The organism is Clostridioides sp. ES-S-0006-03, from assembly GCF_020662275.1.
Classification (GTDB): Bacteria; Bacillota; Clostridia; order Peptostreptococcales; family Peptostreptococcaceae; genus Clostridioides.
The window spans coordinates 18,746-39,313 of the sequence record NZ_JADGMM010000007.1; the positions used below are offsets into that span (position 1 = coordinate 18,746).

At 29.3% G+C, this 20,568-nt stretch carries 19 protein-coding genes and 1 riboswitch; of the genes, 18 read left to right on the forward strand and 1 reads right to left on the reverse strand.

Translation table 11 applies throughout. The features are described 5' to 3' along the window. Positions 1–13 precede the first annotated feature (13 nt). From IR151_RS10845 to fabZ, 10 genes are all read left to right on the forward strand, one after another. Entirely contained in the window at positions 14–754 is a 741-nt protein-coding gene (locus tag IR151_RS10845; protein WP_227434538.1) for a rhodanese-like domain-containing protein, read from the forward strand. Between the two features lie 43 nt (positions 755–797). After that, positions 798–2,099, forward strand: a complete 1,302-nt coding sequence (locus IR151_RS10850; RefSeq protein WP_227434539.1) for a rhodanese-like domain-containing protein — start codon at positions 798–800, stop codon at positions 2,097–2,099. A 185-nt stretch (positions 2,100–2,284) separates the two neighbouring features. After that, positions 2,285–3,154: a 4Fe-4S binding protein gene (locus IR151_RS10855; RefSeq protein ID WP_227434540.1), complete on the forward strand. Its 870-nt coding sequence runs from the start codon at positions 2,285–2,287 to the stop codon at positions 3,152–3,154. Between the two features lie 85 nt (positions 3,155–3,239). Beyond that, complete coding sequence (locus IR151_RS10860; RefSeq protein WP_227434541.1) at positions 3,240–3,977, forward strand: YwmB family TATA-box binding protein; 738 nt, start codon at positions 3,240–3,242, stop codon at positions 3,975–3,977. A gap of 20 nt (positions 3,978–3,997) precedes the next feature. Next, complete coding sequence (gene murA, locus IR151_RS10865) at positions 3,998–5,251, forward strand: UDP-N-acetylglucosamine 1-carboxyvinyltransferase (RefSeq protein ID WP_227434542.1); 1,254 nt, start codon at positions 3,998–4,000, stop codon at positions 5,249–5,251. An 86-nt stretch (positions 5,252–5,337) separates the two neighbouring features. Continuing rightward, positions 5,338–6,402 carry a stage II sporulation protein D gene (gene spoIID / locus IR151_RS10870; protein WP_227434543.1) on the forward strand — a complete coding sequence of 355 codons (1,065 nt, stop codon included), beginning with the start codon at positions 5,338–5,340 and terminating at the stop codon, positions 6,400–6,402. A gap of 65 nt (positions 6,403–6,467) precedes the next feature. Continuing rightward, positions 6,468–7,136, forward strand: a complete 669-nt coding sequence (locus IR151_RS10875; RefSeq protein ID WP_227434544.1) for a M23 family metallopeptidase — start codon at positions 6,468–6,470, stop codon at positions 7,134–7,136. Between the two features lie 97 nt (positions 7,137–7,233). Beyond that, positions 7,234–7,494, forward strand: coding sequence for a sporulation transcriptional regulator SpoIIID (spoIIID, locus tag IR151_RS10880; protein ID WP_044212029.1), 261 nt, complete (start codon positions 7,234–7,236; stop codon positions 7,492–7,494). Positions 7,495–7,691: 197 nt separating this feature from the next. Then, entirely contained in the window at positions 7,692–8,711 is a 1,020-nt protein-coding gene (locus IR151_RS10885; RefSeq protein WP_227434545.1) for a rod shape-determining protein, read from the forward strand. A 15-nt stretch (positions 8,712–8,726) separates the two neighbouring features. Next, entirely contained in the window at positions 8,727–9,155 is a 429-nt protein-coding gene (fabZ, locus tag IR151_RS10890; RefSeq protein WP_227434546.1) for a 3-hydroxyacyl-ACP dehydratase FabZ, read from the forward strand. A 144-nt stretch (positions 9,156–9,299) separates the two neighbouring features. On the opposite strand, the gene yyaC is transcribed toward fabZ, so the two are convergent. Further along, on the reverse strand, positions 9,300–9,809 hold the full coding sequence (yyaC, locus tag IR151_RS10895) for a spore protease YyaC (protein ID WP_021382545.1): 510 nt from the start codon (positions 9,807–9,809) through the stop codon (positions 9,300–9,302). 188 nt (positions 9,810–9,997) lie between these two features. Beyond that, a riboswitch (SAM riboswitch) is annotated at positions 9,998–10,101 on the forward strand. A 136-nt stretch (positions 10,102–10,237) separates the two neighbouring features. Between yyaC and metK the strand changes: the two genes are divergently transcribed. From metK to celB, 8 genes are all read left to right on the forward strand, one after another. Next, entirely contained in the window at positions 10,238–11,431 is a 1,194-nt protein-coding gene (metK, locus tag IR151_RS10900; protein WP_227434547.1) for a methionine adenosyltransferase, read from the forward strand. Between the two features lie 334 nt (positions 11,432–11,765). Beyond that, positions 11,766–12,863, forward strand: coding sequence for a hypothetical protein (locus tag IR151_RS10905; RefSeq protein WP_227434548.1), 1,098 nt, complete (start codon positions 11,766–11,768; stop codon positions 12,861–12,863). A 271-nt stretch (positions 12,864–13,134) separates the two neighbouring features. Continuing rightward, positions 13,135–15,354, forward strand: coding sequence for an ATP-dependent RecD-like DNA helicase (locus IR151_RS10910; RefSeq protein ID WP_227434549.1), 2,220 nt, complete (start codon positions 13,135–13,137; stop codon positions 15,352–15,354). A gap of 2 nt (positions 15,355–15,356) precedes the next feature. Beyond that, positions 15,357–16,139 carry a ComF family protein gene (locus tag IR151_RS10915; RefSeq protein WP_227434550.1) on the forward strand — a complete coding sequence of 261 codons (783 nt, stop codon included), beginning with the start codon at positions 15,357–15,359 and terminating at the stop codon, positions 16,137–16,139. 343 nt (positions 16,140–16,482) lie between these two features. Then, complete coding sequence (locus IR151_RS10920; RefSeq protein WP_227434551.1) at positions 16,483–18,387, forward strand: BglG family transcription antiterminator; 1,905 nt, start codon at positions 16,483–16,485, stop codon at positions 18,385–18,387. Positions 18,388–18,526: 139 nt separating this feature from the next. Then, positions 18,527–18,835, forward strand: coding sequence for a PTS lactose/cellobiose transporter subunit IIA (locus IR151_RS10925; protein ID WP_227434552.1), 309 nt, complete (start codon positions 18,527–18,529; stop codon positions 18,833–18,835). Positions 18,836–18,861: 26 nt separating this feature from the next. Further along, positions 18,862–19,188, forward strand: a complete 327-nt coding sequence (locus IR151_RS10930) for a PTS sugar transporter subunit IIB (protein WP_227434553.1) — start codon at positions 18,862–18,864, stop codon at positions 19,186–19,188. Positions 19,189–19,226: 38 nt separating this feature from the next. Next, on the forward strand, positions 19,227–20,561 hold the full coding sequence (gene celB / locus IR151_RS10935) for a PTS cellobiose transporter subunit IIC (RefSeq protein ID WP_227434554.1): 1,335 nt from the start codon (positions 19,227–19,229) through the stop codon (positions 20,559–20,561). Positions 20,562–20,568: the final 7 nt, after the last annotated feature.

Genomic DNA, 20,568 nt, shown 5'->3' on the forward strand with positions numbered 1-20,568 from the left:
GGAGGGTAATTTTATGAAATTTAGTAAAAGATTTAAAGTTTTAGCTATTGGTTTAACTTTAGTATTAACATTAGGGAGTGTAGTTGGTTGTGATTCTAAAGAATCAGAAAAACCAAAAGAATCTTCTCAAAGTCAAGATAAGGCTAGTTATAAAGAAGCCACAGGTGAAGAGGCTGTAAAAATGATGAAGAAAAATAAAGAATTATTGATATTAGATGTAAGAGGTGCAGAGGACTATGCTAAAGGTCATATTATAAATGGTATAAATATATCAGTAGATGATTTAGAAGATAAATTAAGTGCTTTAGAAGGATATAAGGATAAAACTATATTAGCGTATTGTAACTCAGGTAAAAAAAGTGCAAAAGCTGCTGAAATATTAGTAAAAAATGGATTTAAAGATGTTTATAATGTAGAAGGTGTGAAAGATTTTGATTATGAATTAGTTACATATAATGATATAACTGCGCCTGAAATGTTAAAGTTAATAAGCGAAAATAAAGATTCTATAGTAATAGATGCTAGAAAGTCAAAAGAATTTGAAACTGGACATTTAAAAGAAGCTATCAATATACCACTAGAAGACACAGAAAAGAAAATGGGAGAACTTGATAAAAATAAGGATATAATTTTATACTGTAGAACTGGAAATAGAAGTGGGCAAGCAGCTAAAATACTTTCAGAGAATGGATTTACAAAAGTATATAATTCAGTTGATGGTGTGGATGAATATGATTTTGATTTAGTTAAATAGATTTAAAATAATAAAAGATTGATTAGAAATCGGAGTACAAATTATGTCGAAGAAATTAAGAGAAGAAATAGAAGAAGGTTTTTGTGCTAATGTTAAATCAATTTCTACAGAAGATTTGAAAGAGAAAGTACAAGATGAATCTTGGGTTATAGTTGATACTCGTTTAAATGATGCATATAATGGCTGGAAATTAGATGGAGTAAAAAGAGGTGGACATATAAGAGGAGCAGTAGATTTTTCTGCGAATTGGTTATATGTAGACTCAGATAAAAAAGACAAAGTATTAGAACAAGCACTAAAAACAAAAGGTATTGATTTAGATAAAAATATAGTACTATATGATGCTAATGGAAAAGATGCTTTACTTGTAGCTACTTACTTATCTAAAAAAGGATATAAAAATCTATATAAATATGATATTAAACAATGGGCAAATAATGAAAATCTTCCAATGGAAAGATATAAAAATTATCAAATGATAGTACCTGCTTCCATAATAAAAGATATCTTGGATGGAAAAATTCCAGAGACATTTGAATATTCTAAGAATATAAAAATGATTGAAGCAAGTTGGGGAGAAGAAAAAGAATCTTATGCAAAAGGGCATATACCTACAAGTGTTCATATAAATACTGATATTATAGAACCTCCTCCAACATGGATGCTTACTAACAATGATAATTTGGCCAAATTTGCTTTAGACTATGGATTTACAAAAGATGATACTGTGATAGTTTCAAGTAGCGCATCTATGGCTTCTTATAGAATTGCTATTATATTACGATATATAGGAGTAAGAGATGTAAGAGTTTTGAATGGTGGAATAAACTCATGGTTATCAGAAGGATATGAGCTGGAGTTAACTAGTAATCCAAAAAGTTCATGTACTACTTTTGGGGAAAATATACCAGCTAATCCACAACTAATTGTTAGTATACCAGAATTAAAGCAAAAACTAAGAGATAAAAATAAATTTACATTAGTGGACAATCGTTCTTGGGATGAACATATAGGTAAAATATCTGGATATAGCTATTATGATAAAAAAGGTCGTATACCAGGAGCCTTATATGGTCATGCAGGTAGTGACAGTGTATCACTAGAAGAGTATCGTAATATAGATAACACAATGAGAAATCAATATGAAATATTGGCAATGTGGGATAAAGAAAATATAGATACTAATAAACAACTTGCATTTATGTGTGGCAGTGGATGGCGTGCTGCAGAGGTATTAACATATGCAAATGTTATGGGATTTGAAAATACTTCTCTCTATAGTGATGGATGGATGGGATGGAGTCTTGATGATTCAAATCCAATTGAAACAGGAGATTCAAAATAGAATTTTGTAAAAAATATAATATAATTGTTTAAAATGAAGGTATATTCAGTTTATTAAGTTGAATATACCTTTGTTATGTTTTAAAATATAAACATAGTTAGAATATGCTTATATGGATGTGCACTTATTTAAACATATTATTAGCAATATAGAATTATAAAATTATATATTATGAGGTGTGAAATATGATTAGTAAAGATGAAAAAGCAAGGTTAAAAGCTGAAGGTATATTAGCCCAAAGCCAAGAAGGGTATTTCTCAATAAGAATATTGAGTAGAGCGGGAAACTTTACAGCAGAACAGCTTATCAACTTATCAAAGTTATCTGAAAAATATGGTAGAGGTTATTTAGGTGTTACTACTAGATTAGCTGTTGAAATACCATGGATAAAGTATGAAGATATAGATTTAATGAAGGAAGATTTAAAAGCTGTAGGGCTAAAGCATGGTGGTACGGGTAAAAAAGTAAGACCATTAGTCGCATGCAAAGGTACTGTATGTCAACATGGAATATATGATACACAAGAATTATGTGGAAAGTTACATGATTCATATTTTGGATATGATTTACCATCTAAAACTAAAATTACACTAGTTGGATGTCCAAATAACTGTGCAAAAGCAAATACTAATGATGTGGGTATAGTAGGTCAAGTATACGTAAAATTTAATGAAGATAAATGTAAAAATTGTGGATTGTGTACATCATCTTGTAGACAAAAATCAGTTTATATGGAAGATAAGAAATTAGTGTGGAATAAAGAAGAATGTGTAAATTGTGGAAAGTGTGCTCAAGCATGTCCATTTGGAGCTATGGAAGTTGATAAAAAAGGACTAGCTGTTTATCTTGGTGGTAGAATGGGAAGAGGCTATAGATTTGGAGATAGACTTAGTAATTTGTATACAGAGGATGATATAGAAGAATTAGTGCAAGATGTATTTTATACATATAAACAATTAGCAAGTCCAGGAGAAAGAATAAGTAAAGTATTAGAGAGAATTGGAATCGAAGAGTTTGAAAAACATTTATTTAATATAAAATTACAAAATGCATAAAAATACATATTGATAAAGTATATCTCTCTTAAATTTGTTAATAATTCTGTTATAGAGAAAAACAAATTTAAGGGGGATTTTTATTATGAAGATAATAAAATTAGTTGTAAGTTTTTTTATGTTAATGGCTATAGGCATGACAATATCTTATGCAGATGCAAATATAAATACTAGATATAATAAATTAATTAGTGCTCTTGAAACTTCAGAAGCCGATTTTAAATATTATAATATGAAAATTAATTCTGTTATAAATTACAATTTATCAAATAAAGAATTACATAATATTTTTCTAGAAATAATTAACAATCTAAAGTTAGATGAAAAAGGAATAAATTGGAACCAAAAAGGGTATGGCGATGAAATACAATTATATGCTACTATAAAAGATAGCGATAAAGAAATTTCTATAAAAGGAATAAATAAAAATAATAAAGAAAGCTACATAATAGTTGACATATTGGACAACAAAGTATATAAACATAAAGAGGATATTTATAGTAGTGTAGAAAACGTGTTAAATAAATATTCATCTCAAGTAGATGTATCTGCTTGTATTGTTGGAGAATACACAAAAAGGTTACAAAACCACAAATATGATGATATTTTACAAAAAATATTATATAATATGAGTGCTAAGCAAATAGATAAAGTGAAAGACGTAAACTTTTTATCTATAACAGCATATAGTAAAGTATTAAATGATGATGATTTAGAATATTTAGGGGAAAAAATCAATTTAAATATAGGAATTAAATATAATGAGGACGATGGAAAAACACTCATATATATTGCCACACCAATTATAAAATTAGATTATTAATTATGAGGAGATCAGAAAATATGGCTAAGATAATAGTAAAAAAGAGTAATCCACTTAAAGGTAGTGTTAAAATAGATGGCGCAAAAAACGCAGTTTTACCAATAATAGCAGCAACTTTATTAGCAAACGGGAAATCAACTTTAAATGGAGTTCCAAATTTAAGAGATGTTCATGTTATATCAGATTTATTAAGACATGTAGGAGCAGAAGTTGAATATAAAGAAAATACACTTACTGTTGACGCAAGTAATATAAGAACTTGTGAAGCTCCATATGAGCTTGTAAGAAAGATGAGAGCTTCTTTTTTGGTTATGGGACCATTACTTGCTAGATTTAATAGTACAAAAATTTCTATGCCAGGAGGATGTGCTATAGGAACGAGACCTATAGATTTACATTTAAAAGGATTTAAAGCTTTAGGTGCAAAAATAGAAATGGACCACGGTTTTGTTGAAGCCGCAACAGAAAAATTAGTAGGAAATAAATTGTATTTAGATTTCCCATCTGTTGGAGCTACTGAAAATATAATGATGGCAGCTTCTTTAGCAGAAGGAACTACAATAATAGAAAATGCAGCAGAAGAACCAGAAATAGTGGACTTAGCTAATTTCTTAAATGAAATGGGAGCAGATGTTAAAGGTGCAGGTACTAACACTATAAAGATAAAAGGTGTTAAGGAGCTAAAAGGAGCAGAACATAATGTAATTCCAGACAGAATAGAAGCAGCAACTTATATGGTTGCAGCAGCTATGACAAAAGGTGATATAACAGTTGAAAATGTTTTAATGGAGCATTTAAAGCCAGTTGTAGCTAAATTAAGAGAAGCTGGTTGTGAAATTACAGAGATGGACAATTCTGTTAGAGTAGTAGGTCCAAAGGTATTAAAGCCAATAGACATAAAGACTTTACCACATCCAGGGTTTCCTACAGATGTGCAAGCTCAATTTATGGCTATGCTTACTGTAGCTAATGGAACTGGTGTAGTTATAGAAACTGTTTTTGAAAATAGATTTATGCATGTTGCTGAATTCAATAGAATGGGTGCTAATATAAAAATAGATGGAAGAAGTGCGGTTGTTAATGGAGTAGATGAATTACACGGTGCAGCAGTAAATGCTACTGATTTAAGAGCAGGAGCAGCGCTTATTTTATGCGGTCTTATAGCAGAAGGAGAAACTCAAATAGGAGAAATATACCATATTCAAAGAGGTTATGTTGATATAGATAAAAAGATAACAGCATTAGGTGGTCAAATCAAAATAGTAGAAGATTAATAATTGGTTTAGATAAGTAAGTTATAAATTGATAGGGTTGTTCATATACTTAAATACAAGGTTTTAAAAGCTAAGGAGGAGAGTATATGAAGAACCCATTGGTTGTTTTGTTAGGATTTGTAACTTGCTCTGTGTTAGTCCCTTCATTGATAACTTTAGTTTCTTACAAAAATGTGGAGCTAACTGAAAAACCAGAGAAAGTAGTTTCCATAAACAAAACCATTAAAAAAAATGATATTAAAAATGAAGGTAAGAAAGAAGATAAAAAGGTAGTAAACTATGAAACTGTAGACAAGAAAACACCAGTTATAAATGTCTATAATCACATGTCAGGTAAAGTTGAAAAAATGGACATGGAAAACTATTTATGTGGAGTACTAGCTGGTGAGATGTCCTCGGATTTTGATATAGAGGCCTTAAAAGCCCAAGCTGTAGCAGCTAGAACGTATGTAGTATATAAGCAAGAACATGGGAAATCAAGTAAACATAAAAATGCAGTGGTATGTACTGATTATAAACACTGTCAAGAATACAAGAGTTATGCGACTCTTAAAAAGTTGAATGGTGAAGAATGGATTAAAAATAAGTATTCTAAAATTAAAAACGCAGTTAAAGGCACTAAGGGGCAGATAATAACTTACAATGATAAGGCTATACTTCCTCTTTATTTCTCTACTTCATCAGGGAAAACAGAGAATAGTGAAGAGGTATTTTCATCAAAATATCCTTATTTAAAATCTGTAGAAAGCCCATATGATAAGTATTCTCCCAAATTTGCATCAACACTTAAAATAAGCAACACAGATTTTGTTAAGAGCCTTAGAAAGTCTTATAGTAGCATTGTGATAGATGTAAATAATTTGAGTAAACAAGTTGCAATAACTGAAAGAAGCGATGCTGGAACTGTAGAAAAAATAAAATTAGGAAACAAAGAAGTCACAGGAAAAGATGTGAGGACTGTTTTTAACTTAAATTCTGCAAACTTTGATATAAAATTTGGAGAAGGATACATAGATTTTGTAGTAAAAGGATATGGTCATGGAGTTGGTATGAGCCAATGGGGAGCTGAAGGTATGGCAGAAGAAGGCTATAAATACTATGATATATTATCACATTACTATACTGATACAAAAATAAAAGATATATACTAATAATTGTATAAAATACCAAAAACACGTCAATAATCCAAATGTAGAAATATATTTGGAGGTGCGAAATGAAGAAAAAACTGTTAGAAAAAGATGGTTTTTATTTATCTTTATTTGTATGTGTTTGTTTATTAGCAGTAGGTGGAGTTTGGTTTACAAATAATAATGTAGATAAATTAGCTTCTAATAAAGGCATGATAGAAAAATCTAATAAAGATAGTGAAGAGGAAATACATTTAATTGAAAAAGATAAGAAAGATGCTATCCCTACTGCGACAGATTCAAAACAAAACTTAGAAAAAGCTAAGGCAAAAGAAGAAAATAAGTCAAGTACAACAAAATTAAATTACATTGGTGATAAGATAATAAGAGAATATTCAGAAAAAGAACCTAGTTATTCTAAAACATTGGATGTTTGGGAAACTCATAAAGGTATAGATGTTAGTTGTACTAAAGGTAAAGAAATAAAATCTCTATTAAACGGAATGGTAGTAGATGTATTTGATGATGAAGAATATGGAAAATCAGTAAAAATAAAAAGCGACAATAATACTGTAGTAGTATATTCAAATCTAGATGAAAATGTTAGTGTTAAGAAGAATCAGAAAGTAACAGAAGGACAATCATTAGGGACTGTAGGAAGTACTTCTCAGATAGAAAGTGAAGAGGGTATACATGTGCATTTAGAAGCATATAATGGAGAAAAATCTATAGACCCAATGAGTCTAATTAAGTAAAAGTATAACAAGTTTAATCATATTTGGTTAAGCTTGTTATATTTTTTGGTGTTTTTACATATATATCATTAAAGCTATTATGTGAGGGGGGTAATCTTTGAGATCTCATATAGAGGAAAGAGCCATAGTGGTAGCAAAATATATACTTGAAAAAAACACTACAGTAAGACAAACAGCCAAGACATTTGGAGTAAGTAAGAGTACAATTCACAAGGATGTTACAGAAAGATTAAAGGAAATAAATCCATCCCTTGCCAAAGAAGTTAAAAGTGTGCTAGACAAAAATAAATCAGAGAGACATATTAGAGGGGGATTAGCAACGAAATTAAAGTATGAGAAGGAACATAAAAAAATGTAGGTTAAAAACCTACTTTTTTTATTACATTAAATTATTGTAAGAAATATATTATATAATTATAAATAGCAAAAGAATAATACTCTCAAAACATTTATTTTCTCTTGATTAAAGCGAGATTTTTGTATATGCTTTATTATAGGAGTATTAATAAATAGGCTTATAATATAATCTAATATATAAATGAAGGAGTTGAAAAAATGGCTGGAGCTGATATAGGCATAGATTTAGGTACTGCAAATGTACTTGTTTATGTTAGTGGTAAGGGAATCGTTTTAGAAGAACCATCTGTTGTTGCAATAGACAACAGAACAGATTCTGTTTTAGCTGTAGGAGAAGAGGCTAAAAAAATGATAGGAAGAACACCAGGAAATATAGTTGCAATAAGACCTTTAAGAGATGGTGTAATTTCAGATTATGATGTAACTGAGAAGATGTTAAAATCTTTTATAGATAAGATAGTTGATAAAAAGGGATTTGGAAGATTTTTCATGCCTAGAATTATGGTATGTGTGCCAACAGGTGTTACAGAAGTAGAAAAGAGAGCAGTAGAGGATGCTACTAGACAAGCTGGGGCTAGAGAAGTGTATATCATAGAAGAGCCAATAGCAGCAGCTATAGGAGCTGGTGTAGACATATCACAACCTAATGGTAATATGATTATAGATATTGGTGGAGGAACTGTAGATATAGCCGTAATATCACTAGGGGGAGCAGTTGTAAGTGAATCTATAAAAGTTGGCGGAGACCGATTTGATGATGCTATAGTTAAGTACATGAAAAAACAACATAATCTTCTTATTGGAGAAAGAACCGCAGAAAAAATTAAGTTTGAAATTGGTTCTGCATTTAAGAGAGAAGAAGAAAAGTATATGAAAATAACAGGAAGAAATCTAATTACAGGTCTTCCTAGTTCTATAACTATAAACTCAGCAGAAATGTTAGAAGCCCTTAGAGAATGTGTTGAACAAATAGTTGTTGCAACTCATGCTGTTTTAGAAAAAACACCACCTGAATTAGCAGCAGACATAGGTGATGTTGGTATAATAATGACTGGCGGAGGCTCATTATTATATGGATTAGATAAGATAATAGAACAGAGAACAGGAATAACTGTTACAATAGCAGATGAACCACTATCTTGTGTTGCGAAAGGAACAGGGATTGCTTTGGGCTCAATAGATTTACTTGAAACAGGTGGGTCTTTCAAAAGAAAATAATTAGGAGAGTTTAAAATGTTAAATATAGATGAAATAAAAGAACTAATACCACATAGATATCCATTTTTATTAGTGGACAAGATTACAGAGTTAGAAGTTGGAAAAAGAGCTGTTGGTATAAAAAATGTAACAGTTAATGAACCATTTTTTCAAGGTCATTTTCCAAATTACCCATTGATGCCAGGAGTGCTGATAGTAGAAGCTCTAGCACAAGTGTGTGGAGTAGCAATGATGTCTTTGGAAGAAAATAAAGGGAAATTAGGTGTATTTGCTGGTATTGATAAAGTTAGAATCAAGAGAGAAGTAAGACCAGGAGATACATTGACTATGGAAATTGAAATGACAACGCTTAGAAGAAATATAGCAAAAGCAGATGCTAAAGCTTATGTTGGTGAAGAACTTGTCTGTAAAGGTGAGTTAATGTTTGCTCTAGTAGAGAAATAAAATTTTTAAGAATGAAAAGCATTAAAACAGAAGAATAAATATCAAAATAAAAAGGTAGATAATTTGGAGTATTTATTAAATTAAATACTCTATAGTATCTACCTTTTTAATACAAAAAATTTTATCAGTTACCTTATATAAGATTTAAGTAGATACCAATAGTGCTAAGGCTATTGTTTCAGCTAAGTCTAGTATAAAGCTAAGACGTATATTATTAAATGAAAGTCTGTTATTTTCATCAATTTTATCTACAATTCCTACTATAGAATAATTTCCTATTTGAGGTAGTTTTTTTCCCACACCTTTTCCGGGCAGGATAGGTCCTTCTCTAATCTGTATATTGCCTATGTTACTCTGTGACCCCAAGCAAGCATCTATAGCCAAGAAGTTACCTTGCATATGTGTATTTTTTATAGTATCTAAAGACTCATATATATTTAAGGCGTGAATAGGGTTATCTAGTGTACCGTAAACGGGGTATTTAAATTTACTGTTTTTAAGTATTGTTCCAACTAAAGGGCCTAAAGTATCACCTATAGCCCTGTCTGTTCCTATGCAAACAACAATCGTATTTTCATTAATTATGGTTTTGAGAACTGAACTTAGCATCTGTATAACATCATCATCGCTGTAATTTACTTTAGCTAAATACAATAGGAACACCCCCTTCAAAAAAATATATGAATAAAAAACACTAAAAAGACCTAACTTTAAATTTCAGATAGAGATAATATTTTATTTGTCTCACAAAAAAAGTAATGGCAAAAATATGACTAAAAATCTTGACAAAATTTTAAAAAAATAGTAAGCTAATAAAGTAAAATAAAACTTAAATCTTGATTACCTTATCAAGAGCGGCTGAGGGATAGGCCCTGTGAAGCCCAGCAACCACCCAAATGGGAAAAGGTGCTAATTCCTACAAGACAAAAGTCTTGAAAGATGAGGTCAGTTAATTAGTATGCGATTACGATTATTAACCTCTTCTTATAAGGAGAGGTTTTTTATTTTGAGTAAAATTTCTAAGAATTGAAGATAAGGTAAAACCTATAATAAAAATTAAGAATGAATAAGGAGGAACAAAAATGGCAAGACATTTATTTACGTCAGAATCAGTTACAGAAGGACATCCTGATAAGATATGTGACCAAATATCAGATTCAATATTAGATGCATTGTTAGAAAAAGACCCACAATCTAGAGTAGCTTGTGAAACTACAGTAACAACAGGCTTAGTTTTAGTAGCTGGAGAAATAAGTACATCTGCTTATGTAGATATACCTAAATTAGTAAGAGAAACAGTAAAAGAAATTGGATATACAAGAGCAAAATATGGATTTGACTGTGACACTTGTGCAGTTATAACTTCTATAGATGAACAATCTGGAGATATAGCTATGGGAGTTGATGAAGGTCTAGAAAGTAAGACTGGAGAAGAAATAGAGCAAGAAATAGAAAAAGTAGGAGCTGGAGACCAAGGTATAATGTTTGGATTTGCATGTAATGAAACTCCAGAATTAATGCCACTTCCAATATCATTAGCTCATAAATTATCAAGAAGACTTACAGAAGTTAGAAAGACAGGTTTAGTTGATTATTTAAGACCAGATGGAAAAACTCAAGTTACTGTTGAATATGAAGGAAATAAAGCTGTAAGAGTACATACAGTTCTTATATCAGCTCAGCATTGTGAAACAGTATCAAATGATAAGATAAGACAAGATTTAATTGAGCATGTTATAAAATCAGTTATACCAGCTGAATTACTTGATGAAGATACTAAAATTTATATAAACCCAACAGGCAGATTCGTTATAGGAGGACCTCAAGGGGATACAGGTCTTACAGGAAGAAAAATAATAATAGACACTTATGGTGGATATTCTAGACATGGTGGAGGAGCTTTTTCAGGAAAAGACCCTACAAAAGTTGATAGATCTGCTGCTTATGCTGCTAGATATGTTGCTAAAAATATTGTTGCGGCTGGACTTGCAGATAAATGTGAGATAGAACTTGCATATGCTATAGGTATAGCTAGACCATTATCTATATTTATAGATACTTTTGGGACAGGTAAAGTTTCAGAAGAGAAGCTTGTTGAACTAGTAAACAAACACTTTGATTTAAGACCAGGAGCAATAATAAGAGATTTAGATTTAAGAAAGCCTCTTTACAAAAAGGTTGCTGCTTATGGTCACTTTGGTAGAACGGATATAGATTTACCATGGGAAAGAACTGATAAAGTAGAACAATTAAGAAAAGACGCATTAGGTGAATAATGCTTAGATAAGGAGCTGCTAGAATGTAATTTTAAAATTACGTTTTAGCAGTTTTTTATTTTATGATTAAATATATTTAATAAATACTAATTTTAAATCATATAATAAATAAACATTATTTAGTGAGATTAATATATTTCATTATATAATATTGCATTAAATTAATACATAGTAGAAGGAATATGTTAAAAACTGGTTAAGATTTCGTTAAGTAATGTTAAATAATTCAAAAAATATTGAAAAGCATCAATAATACAACTAATATAGTCTTAATAAACTTACATTAAATTTTACTTATTAAAAAATTTATTTTATTTAGGAGGGAGTAGTGTGTATGTCGGATAAAATAAACATCAAAATGGTTATAAGTTTTGCTGGAGCATATGTAGCGACTGTAATAGGTTCTGGATTTGCAACTGGTCAAGAGATAGTACAATTCTTTACGTTTTATGGGTATGCTGGAATTATAGGAGGAATAATATCTATGGTATTATTCTCATGGTTTGGAGCAGAAGTTATAGAAAAAGGGAGAGAATTAAAGCTTAAAGAACCAATAAAGATTTATCAGGTATATTGTGGAAAATATCTTGGTACATTTTTTGAGTGGTTTGGACCATTGTTTTTGTTTGGTACATTAGTAATAATGATTGCAGGAGCAGGAGCTACATTATCAGAGTATTATGGTCTAAATCCATATGTAGGTAGAATTGGTATGGCAATCGTTTCCCTAATAACTGTATCTCTAGGTTTGACAAGGCTTTCAAAGATACTAGGTAATATAGGTCCTATAATAATAATATTTACACTTTTAGTAGGAGCAATTAGTCTATTTAGTAATATTGGCGCTTTATCAAATGCAGGAGCTATAATTGATAGTCTAAACGTTAAAACTGCTACATCAAATGGATATTTCTCAGGTGTACTTTATACTTGCTATAATGTAATAATAGTAATAACATTTTTAACTGGAATGGGAGCTTCAGCAAAAAATAAGAAAGATGCTGTATGGGGAGGTATAGTAGGTGGAGTAGCCCTTATGGCAGCTGCTATAATGATGAATCTAGCATTACTTTCAGATGTAGGAAATATATACACAAAAGAAATACCAGCTCTTTATTTAGCTGACAAGATATCTCCAATTATAGGTATTTTATTCTCAGTAGTACTTTTATTAGGAATATATACTACAGCTGTACCATTATTATGGTCAGTAACTAATAGATTTGTGGAAGATGACCATCCTAAATTTAAAATAATAACAGTAGTAGTAAGCATATTAGCATGTATAGGAGGATTATTACCATTTGATAAGCTTGTAGGGACATTATATCCATATACAGGTTATATGGGAATTTTAATTTTACTATGTATGCTTTATCGAAGAATTACCAAAACTGAAGGATACAAGGAAAATAAATCTGAGGTAAATTAATATCAAAATAAATTTGTGAAATTTAATCTATGTTTTAGAAGTAAGCTGGTTGAAATAAAATAATTATTTATATATGGTACCTTTACTTTAAGGTACCATATTTTTAGGGTGCAGATTTTTTTTGTTTCTGATAAAATGTATAATAGTTAGAAATTAAGTTAAGTATAAAAATATAGAAAAATTTTCTGATAGAATCCTATCATAGAACTTAATATATTTAAGTATACTAACATACGAACGGAACAATTATTAGTATTTTTAGGAGATAAAAATGGAAAAATTAGAAGGAATGATAAGTGAAATAGTCTTTAAAAATGAAGATAATGGCTATACAATAGCTCATCTGGTAAATGAAAATGATGAAATTGTTGTTGTAGGATGTATGCCTACTTTAGCAATGGGAGAGAGTATAGAGGTTGAAGGTAAATGGGTAAACCACAAAATTTATGGAACTCAATTTGAAGTGAATAGTTTTATGCCAGTGACACCATCATCTTTGGAAGGAATTTATGTTTACTTATCTTCTGGTATGATACATGGAATTGGCGAAAAAATGGCTAAGAGAATAATTGATAAGTTTGGTGTTGACACACTAGATATAATACAAAACTACCCAGAAAAATTACAAGAAGTAGAGGGGATAGGTAGTAAAAAGGTAAAGCAAATAGTAAAGAGTTATGAAGAAGATAGAGAATTAAGAAACATAATAATTGAACTATCTCCTTTTGGAATAACACCCAACTACTGTCTAAAAATATATAAAAAATATAAAAGTAGTGCAATAGAAATTATAAATAAAAATCCGTATCAGCTTGCTGAAGACATAAGAGGAATAGGGTTTAAAGTAGCTGATAGTATAGCTAATAAAATTGGTATAGATAAGAATTCTAAAGATAGAATATGCCAAGGAATATTATATACCTTAAATAAATCACTAAGTAATGGGCATACATATTTGCCAGAACATATTCTAATACAAGATTCGGAAAAATTGTTGGAGTTAAGTGGAGACATAGTAAAAGAATGTGTAATGATGTTGGTATATAATCAAAAAATACATATAGAAAAAGTAAATAATGAAAATCTCATATATCTTATGCCCTACTATTTGTCTGAAAATGGAGTATGTAGTCAAATAGTAAAATTGTCGCAGTATGAATTTGAAGATTTGAATATAGATATAGAAAATGAAATTAAAATTTTAGAAGATGATAAGAATATTAAGTTAGCAGAGAAGCAAGTTTTAGCAGTTAAAGAATCTGTGAATAGTGGCGTATTAATTATAACTGGTGGGCCAGGTACCGGAAAAACTACCACTATTAATGCAATTATAGATATATTTGAAAATAATGGGAAAAGTGTAACTTTAGCTGCTCCAACGGGAAGAGCAGCTAAGAGAATGAGTGAAACTTCTAATAAAGAAGCAAAGACTATACATAGATTATTAGAAATGGGATTTTCAACAGATGATGATTTAACATTTTTTAAAGATGAAGAAGACCCAATAAATTCAGATGTAATAATAGTCGATGAAGTATCAATGGTAGATATTATCTTAATGTATAATTTACTTAGAGCAATAAAATTAGGAACAAGAGTAATATTAGTTGGGGATAGCGACCAATTACCTTCTGTAGGTGCAGGCAATGTACTTAAGGACATGATAGATTCAAATATTATAAATGTAGTCAAATTAAATGAAATATTTAGACAAGCTCAACAAAGTATGATAATTGTGAATGCTCATAAGATAAATAATGGAGAACCACTTCATTTAAATACAAAGGGAAAAGACTTCTTTTTTATAAGAAAATCAACAAATGAAGAGATATTAAATGAAATAATAGGTTTGGTAAATGAAAGATTACCTAAATTTTATAATGTTGATAAGCTAAAAGATATACAAGTGTTATCTTCAATGAGAAAAGGAGAGCTAGGAGTTACCAATCTTAATATAGAGTTACAAAAGTATCTTAACAAAAAGGAGAAGTTTAAAGTAGAAGAAAGTTTTTCTAAAAGGTTGTTTAGAGTTGGTGACAAGGTAATGCAAGTAAAAAATAATTATACAAAAAAGTGGGAGACAGAAGACCAAAAGGAAAGTGGGGAAGGTATATATAATGGAGATATAGGCTATGTATATCATATAGATAAGGATAAGAAAACTATTTATGTACTATTTGACCAAACTAAAATTGTATCATACTTATATGATGAATTAGATGAGATTGACCATAGTTTTTGTACAACCATACATAAAAGTCAAGGAAGTGAATTCCCAGTCGTAGTGATACCAATAACTTGGGCTCCTCCTATGTTACTAAGTCGTAATTTATTATATACAGCAGTGACAAGAGCAAAAAAATTAGTTGTGTTAGTTGGAGATGTGAAATATTTGGAATATATGATAAAAAATAACAGAGTAAATCAAAGATATTCAAACTTAGGATATAAGTTAAACAAATTCAAACAAGAAGGGCTGTTGATAGAGTAAATATGAAAATATGCAATGATAATTTTATTAAGAGTCTTAGAAATCTAATTAATAAATGTCTGGATTTTATTTATCCTGAAAATATAAATTGCATAATTTGTGATAAATCAATAAAAAAAACTAATACCTATTCAGTCTGTAAAAGTTGTTTTAATGAAATGAATTTTATACTGAATGGGTGTATAAAATGTGGAAAGCCAATAATACATCATTCACTTGAAAAAGAATTTATTGAAGGATGTAGCTATTGTTTTGATAAAAGTTTTTATTTTGACAAGTCAATCTCCTGTATTGAATACAACGAGATAACTAAAAAAATAATATTAGGATTAAAGTACAATCAAAAAACATTTATGGCTAAATACATAGCGCAAATAATGAAAGAAAAGTTGGATTTAGAAAATGTGAAATTTGATTATATATTATTTGTTCCACTTCATAAGAAAAGACTTAATAAAAGAGGATTTAACCAAGCACAAAAAATAGCTTTGAGTTTGAGTAAAATAATCAATGTTCCAATGTTAGATTGTATATCCAGGGAAAAAAATACAAGGATGCTTTATAAGTTAAGTAAACAAGAGAGAAAAAAGGAATTAAAAAATGTGTTTGCTGTTAACAAAAATATTAAATTAATAAATAATAAAAATGTACTTTTGATAGATGATATATTTACAACTGGCGTGACAACAAATGAAATATCTAAGATTTTAAAGTTATCTGGTGTTAATAAGGTTTTTGTAATGACGTTGCTTACAAGAGCAAATGACAACTACGTTATGGAATAATCTTATATATTGACAATTTTACTTTAAAATATTAAAATGAATAAGTGATATTTAGGTCTGTGGTTGAAAGTCCAAGCCAGTCGCAGGCAAAAGGATCCACGTAAGTTAACACTAAAAATTGGGTTAATGAGCATGGTGCGGCTTAGAAGTAAGACCTACCGATAATAAAATCGAGAGAGAGTAGTAGTGCGGCGAACCCAAGCGAACCCTCCAGTAGGCGAGTGTGGGGTCAAAGACCAGGTCAGCTAAATATCATATTAAAAGAGAGCTAGCATAATGTTTTTATGTGTAGCTCTTTTTTATATATAATAAATTTAGATTGAATCATAAAGAGGTGATATATATGAACAAAAGACAAGAGAACTTGTTGACAGTATTGCTATTGAAAGAAGAATTTATAAATATCAATGACATTGCTAACGATTTTGAGTGCTCAGAGAGAACAATAAGAAATGATTGTAAGTACATTGATGAATGGTTGTCTACTTTTTGTAGTGCTTATATTAAAAGAAAGCCTAAAATAGGAATTAAGTTTAGTGGAGATGATACAGATAAAATAATAGTAAATCAGAAGTTAAGAGGTGAAGTTAAAAGAGTAAATAGTGAACTCCATAAACAAGTTGAGATATTGAATCTATTACTTTGCAATAATAAGAAGATTACCTTAAATGATTTGTCCAATAAATTGTATATAAATAAAAATATTGTTAGGGAAGAAATAAATACATTATCAGTAGAATTAAGTAATTATAATTTGAAAATTTCAACTAAAACGGGCAGTGGTATATGTATTGAGGGAAATGAGAAAGACATAAGGATAATGTTAGTGGCATTTTTATTTAAATATATAGATAAATACAGACTAAACATGGATGAAATAGAATATTTCCATATAGTAGACATAATAGTTGTCAAAAATATAATGTCTATAATAGAAGATAAAATGGATATAAGACTTACAGATGTTTCATTCAGGCAATTGATGTTATTTTTACTTATAAATATCATACGAATAAGGTTGGGGAATTCTTTTGAAATAGTAAATATTAAAAAAGAATTAAAGTTAGAAATTCTTATATTAGATATAGAAAATGAGTTGAAATCCAGTCTATCTATAGTATTAAACCATGAAGAAAAATTATTTATAGAATCACTAATACTTGGCATGAATAAACAAATAAATAGTAAAGATACTAAAAAATCACTATACCTTAATGAAGAATTATCAGAGTATACAAAAAGAATTATAAATCTGGTATCAGAAGAATCGGGTATAAACTTTAATAATGATATATTGCTTTATGACCAATTAATATGTCACTTAAATGTTACAATGCACCAAATGCAAAGTAACGTTTATTTGGAAAATCCACTTTTAGATAATATAAAAAATAAATTTTGTTTTTTATTTACAGTAATTTCAAATTCAATAGGAATTGAGCAAAAAGGAACACAAATAACTGAAGATGAAATAGGTTATCTTACTCTTCACTTTCAAACATCTTTAGAAAGAAAAAGTAATAAGAGAGAATCAACTAAAAAAGCAAGTATCGTGTGCCCATTTAGTTTTGGAGTAAGTATGTTACTAAAAGTAAAGATAGAAAAGAGATTTAATAATATAGAAATAGTTGAAACACTAAGGGAAGAAGATTTAAGAAGAGATAACTTCAATAAAATGATAGATTTTATAATTGCATTTCAAGAATATGAAAATGTACAAAAGCCAATTTTTATAACAACGCCACTATTTACTGATGAAGATGAAAATAAACTCAAAGAATTTACCAACAAAATAAAAGAAAAAGATACATCATATAAACTTATGAATAGATTAATGATGTCTGATTATTTAATAAGAGAGCTAGAACATAATGATATTTATGAGGCTATAGCATACTTAACTAATTTATTAATCGAAAAGCATTATGCAGATAAAGAATATTTAAATTCTATTATAGAGAGAGAAAAGGCATATCCAACTAATGTTGGGAAAGGAATATTATTTCCTCATGGAGATATGAAGTATATAAAACAATCTGTCTTATGTTTTGCAAGATTGAAAACACCAATAAAAATTAGAAATGGAAAATACATAAAGATTATACTTTTATTAGCTTATAAAAAAGATGATGATAGAAAAGTATTTAGAGAATTATTCAAAGAAATATCTAAATTGACAGAAGATGAAAATATGCTTGATGTGCTAAGTAAATGTGATATTAAAAATATAAAAAATATTCTTATATAAATTTATATCAAAATGTGAATAAGCACAAAATTTTCCATGTAGTGGAAAAAGTTGTGCATGTTTTTTTGTTTTTATAAGATATTATATATCTATCAGATAGAAATCAGTTAAAAGTAGACAAGTAATTTAGGAGGAAGAAATGGAAGAAATAGTATTAAAGATTATAATTCATGCTGGAAATGCAAAATCTATGCTTTATGAAGCTCTTAATTGTGCAAAGGAAAACGATTTTGAAAAGGCTGATGAATTAATCGAAAGTGCAAATGAAGAAATATTAAAAGCACATAAAGTACAAACAGAACTTATACAAAAGGAAGCAGGAGGAAATAAATCAGATATATCTATTTTACTAATTCACTCTCAAGACCATTTAATGACTTGTATGAGTGAAAGAAATCTTATAAAAGAAATGATAGTGCTAAGAAAAGAAATTCAAAAATTAAAATAAAAAGTAATTAAGGGGGATTTAAGATAATGAAGAGAAAAGTATATTTATTTTGTAGTTTTGGTATGTCAACAAGCTTACTTGCAGGAAAGATGCAGAAAGTAGCAGATGAACACAATTTACCAATAGAAGTAGAAGCATTTCCAATAGCAGAAATTGATAAGATAGTTGCAGAGAAGAATCCAGATTGTATATTGTTAGGACCTCAAGTTAAATACATGCTAAAGGAGTTAAAGCCAAAGTTTGAAGCTCAAGGAAAACCTGTGGATATAATAAACGAAACTGATTATGGAACTATGAATGGAGAAAAAGTACTAAAGCTTGCTATAAAATTAATAAAATCTAAACAAGCTTAAAATATAGTAAAAAGATACTGAGAAATGAGGGTGGATAGATGAATAAATTGGAAAGAATACTTATGCCGTTGGCTGAAAAAATAGGTAAAAATAAATTATTAATTGCAATTAGAGATGGTTTTTTAGTATCATCACCATTATTGATAATAGGGTCATTATTTTTATTAGTAGCAAACTTCCCAATAAAAGGATGGGACGAATTTGTAGGTCAAATTTTTGGTCCAGATTGGGCAGTAAAATTACAACAGCCAACTATAGCGACTTTTGAAGTAATGACTTTACTTGCAGTTTTAGGAATTGGTTACTCTTATGCTAAACAAATAGATGTAGACCCAATTGCATCAGCAGCAGTTGCAATAGTCGCCTTTTTTATAGTTACACCATTTGTAATACCATATACACCAGAAGGAACAAAGGCAGTCTATATGGTAACTGGTATCCCATTAGGTTGGATGGGTTCTAAGGGAATGTTTGTAGGAATGATAACCGCAATAACATCTGTTAAGTTATTTGCAGTAGTTGTCAAAAAAGGGTGGACATTGAAGATGCCAGATGGAGTTCCTCCAACTGTTTCAAAATCATTTGCTGCATTAATACCAAGTGCAATAGTTATGGTAGTTTTCTTTTTAGTTAAGATTGCTTTTGAAGCTACACCATATGGAAGTATACATGAATTTATATTTAAGTTTTTACAAATGCCATTATTAAAATTAGGAAATAGTTTAGGTGCTATGGCAATAGCTTATATATTCTTACATTTATTCTGGTTCTTTGGAATAAATGGTAGTAGTGTTGTTGGAGCTGTCTATAATCCAATATTAAAAATTTTATCAGCTGAAAATTTAGCGGCTTTTCAAGCTGGTTCAAAAATACCAAACATAATAACTGGTCAATTCCAGGATATGTTTGCAACATTTGGTGGGGCAGGTAGTACACTATCCTTAATTATAGCTATGTTACTTATATGCAAAAGTAAACGTATAAAATCAATGGGTAAATTATCAATTTTACCAGGGATATTTGGAATAAATGAGCCATTAATATTTGGTCTACCAATAATGCTTAACCCAATATTATTGATACCATTTGCAATAGTTCCAACAATAAACATAATAATAGCCTATTTCTGTATGTCAGCAGGATTAGTACCACTTACAAATGGAGTTCAATTACCATGGACAACTCCAATTATATTCTCTGGATTTCTAACAACAGGATGGCAAGGTGCTTTATTACAAATAATACTTCTTGTACTAGGAATATTTATGTACATGCCATTTATAAAGATGTTAGATAAACAATATTTAAAAGAAGAAAAAACAAATGTTGAAGAGGAAGATGATGATATATCTTTTGATGATTTAGTATTATAGGAGGAAA

Bases quoted from the DNA above. Each gene is read 5' to 3' on its own strand.
- IR151_RS10915 (WP_227434550.1), top strand. From the start codon at position 15,357: ATGAAAATATGCAATGATAATTTTATTAAGAGTCTTAGAAATCTAATT.
- IR151_RS10905 (WP_227434548.1), top strand. From the start codon at position 11,766: ATGTCGGATAAAATAAACATCAAAATGGTTATAAGTTTTGCTGGAGCA.
- IR151_RS10850 (WP_227434539.1), top strand. From the start codon at position 798: ATGTCGAAGAAATTAAGAGAAGAAATAGAAGAAGGTTTTTGTGCTAAT.
- celB (WP_227434554.1), top strand. From the start codon at position 19,227: ATGAATAAATTGGAAAGAATACTTATGCCGTTGGCTGAAAAAATAGGT.
- IR151_RS10930 (WP_227434553.1), top strand. From the start codon at position 18,862: ATGAAGAGAAAAGTATATTTATTTTGTAGTTTTGGTATGTCAACAAGC.
- IR151_RS10910 (WP_227434549.1), top strand. From the start codon at position 13,135: ATGGAAAAATTAGAAGGAATGATAAGTGAAATAGTCTTTAAAAATGAA.
- murA (WP_227434542.1), top strand. From the start codon at position 3,998: ATGGCTAAGATAATAGTAAAAAAGAGTAATCCACTTAAAGGTAGTGTT.
- IR151_RS10920 (WP_227434551.1), top strand. From the start codon at position 16,483: ATGAACAAAAGACAAGAGAACTTGTTGACAGTATTGCTATTGAAAGAA.
- IR151_RS10925 (WP_227434552.1), top strand. From the start codon at position 18,527: ATGGAAGAAATAGTATTAAAGATTATAATTCATGCTGGAAATGCAAAA.
- IR151_RS10845 (WP_227434538.1), top strand. From the start codon at position 14: ATGAAATTTAGTAAAAGATTTAAAGTTTTAGCTATTGGTTTAACTTTA.
- IR151_RS10860 (WP_227434541.1), top strand. From the start codon at position 3,240: ATGAAGATAATAAAATTAGTTGTAAGTTTTTTTATGTTAATGGCTATA.
- IR151_RS10875 (WP_227434544.1), top strand. From the start codon at position 6,468: ATGAAGAAAAAACTGTTAGAAAAAGATGGTTTTTATTTATCTTTATTT.
- fabZ (WP_227434546.1), top strand. From the start codon at position 8,727: ATGTTAAATATAGATGAAATAAAAGAACTAATACCACATAGATATCCA.
- IR151_RS10885 (WP_227434545.1), top strand. From the start codon at position 7,692: ATGGCTGGAGCTGATATAGGCATAGATTTAGGTACTGCAAATGTACTT.
- IR151_RS10855 (WP_227434540.1), top strand. From the start codon at position 2,285: ATGATTAGTAAAGATGAAAAAGCAAGGTTAAAAGCTGAAGGTATATTA.
- spoIID (WP_227434543.1), top strand. From the start codon at position 5,338: ATGAAGAACCCATTGGTTGTTTTGTTAGGATTTGTAACTTGCTCTGTG.
- metK (WP_227434547.1), top strand. From the start codon at position 10,238: ATGGCAAGACATTTATTTACGTCAGAATCAGTTACAGAAGGACATCCT.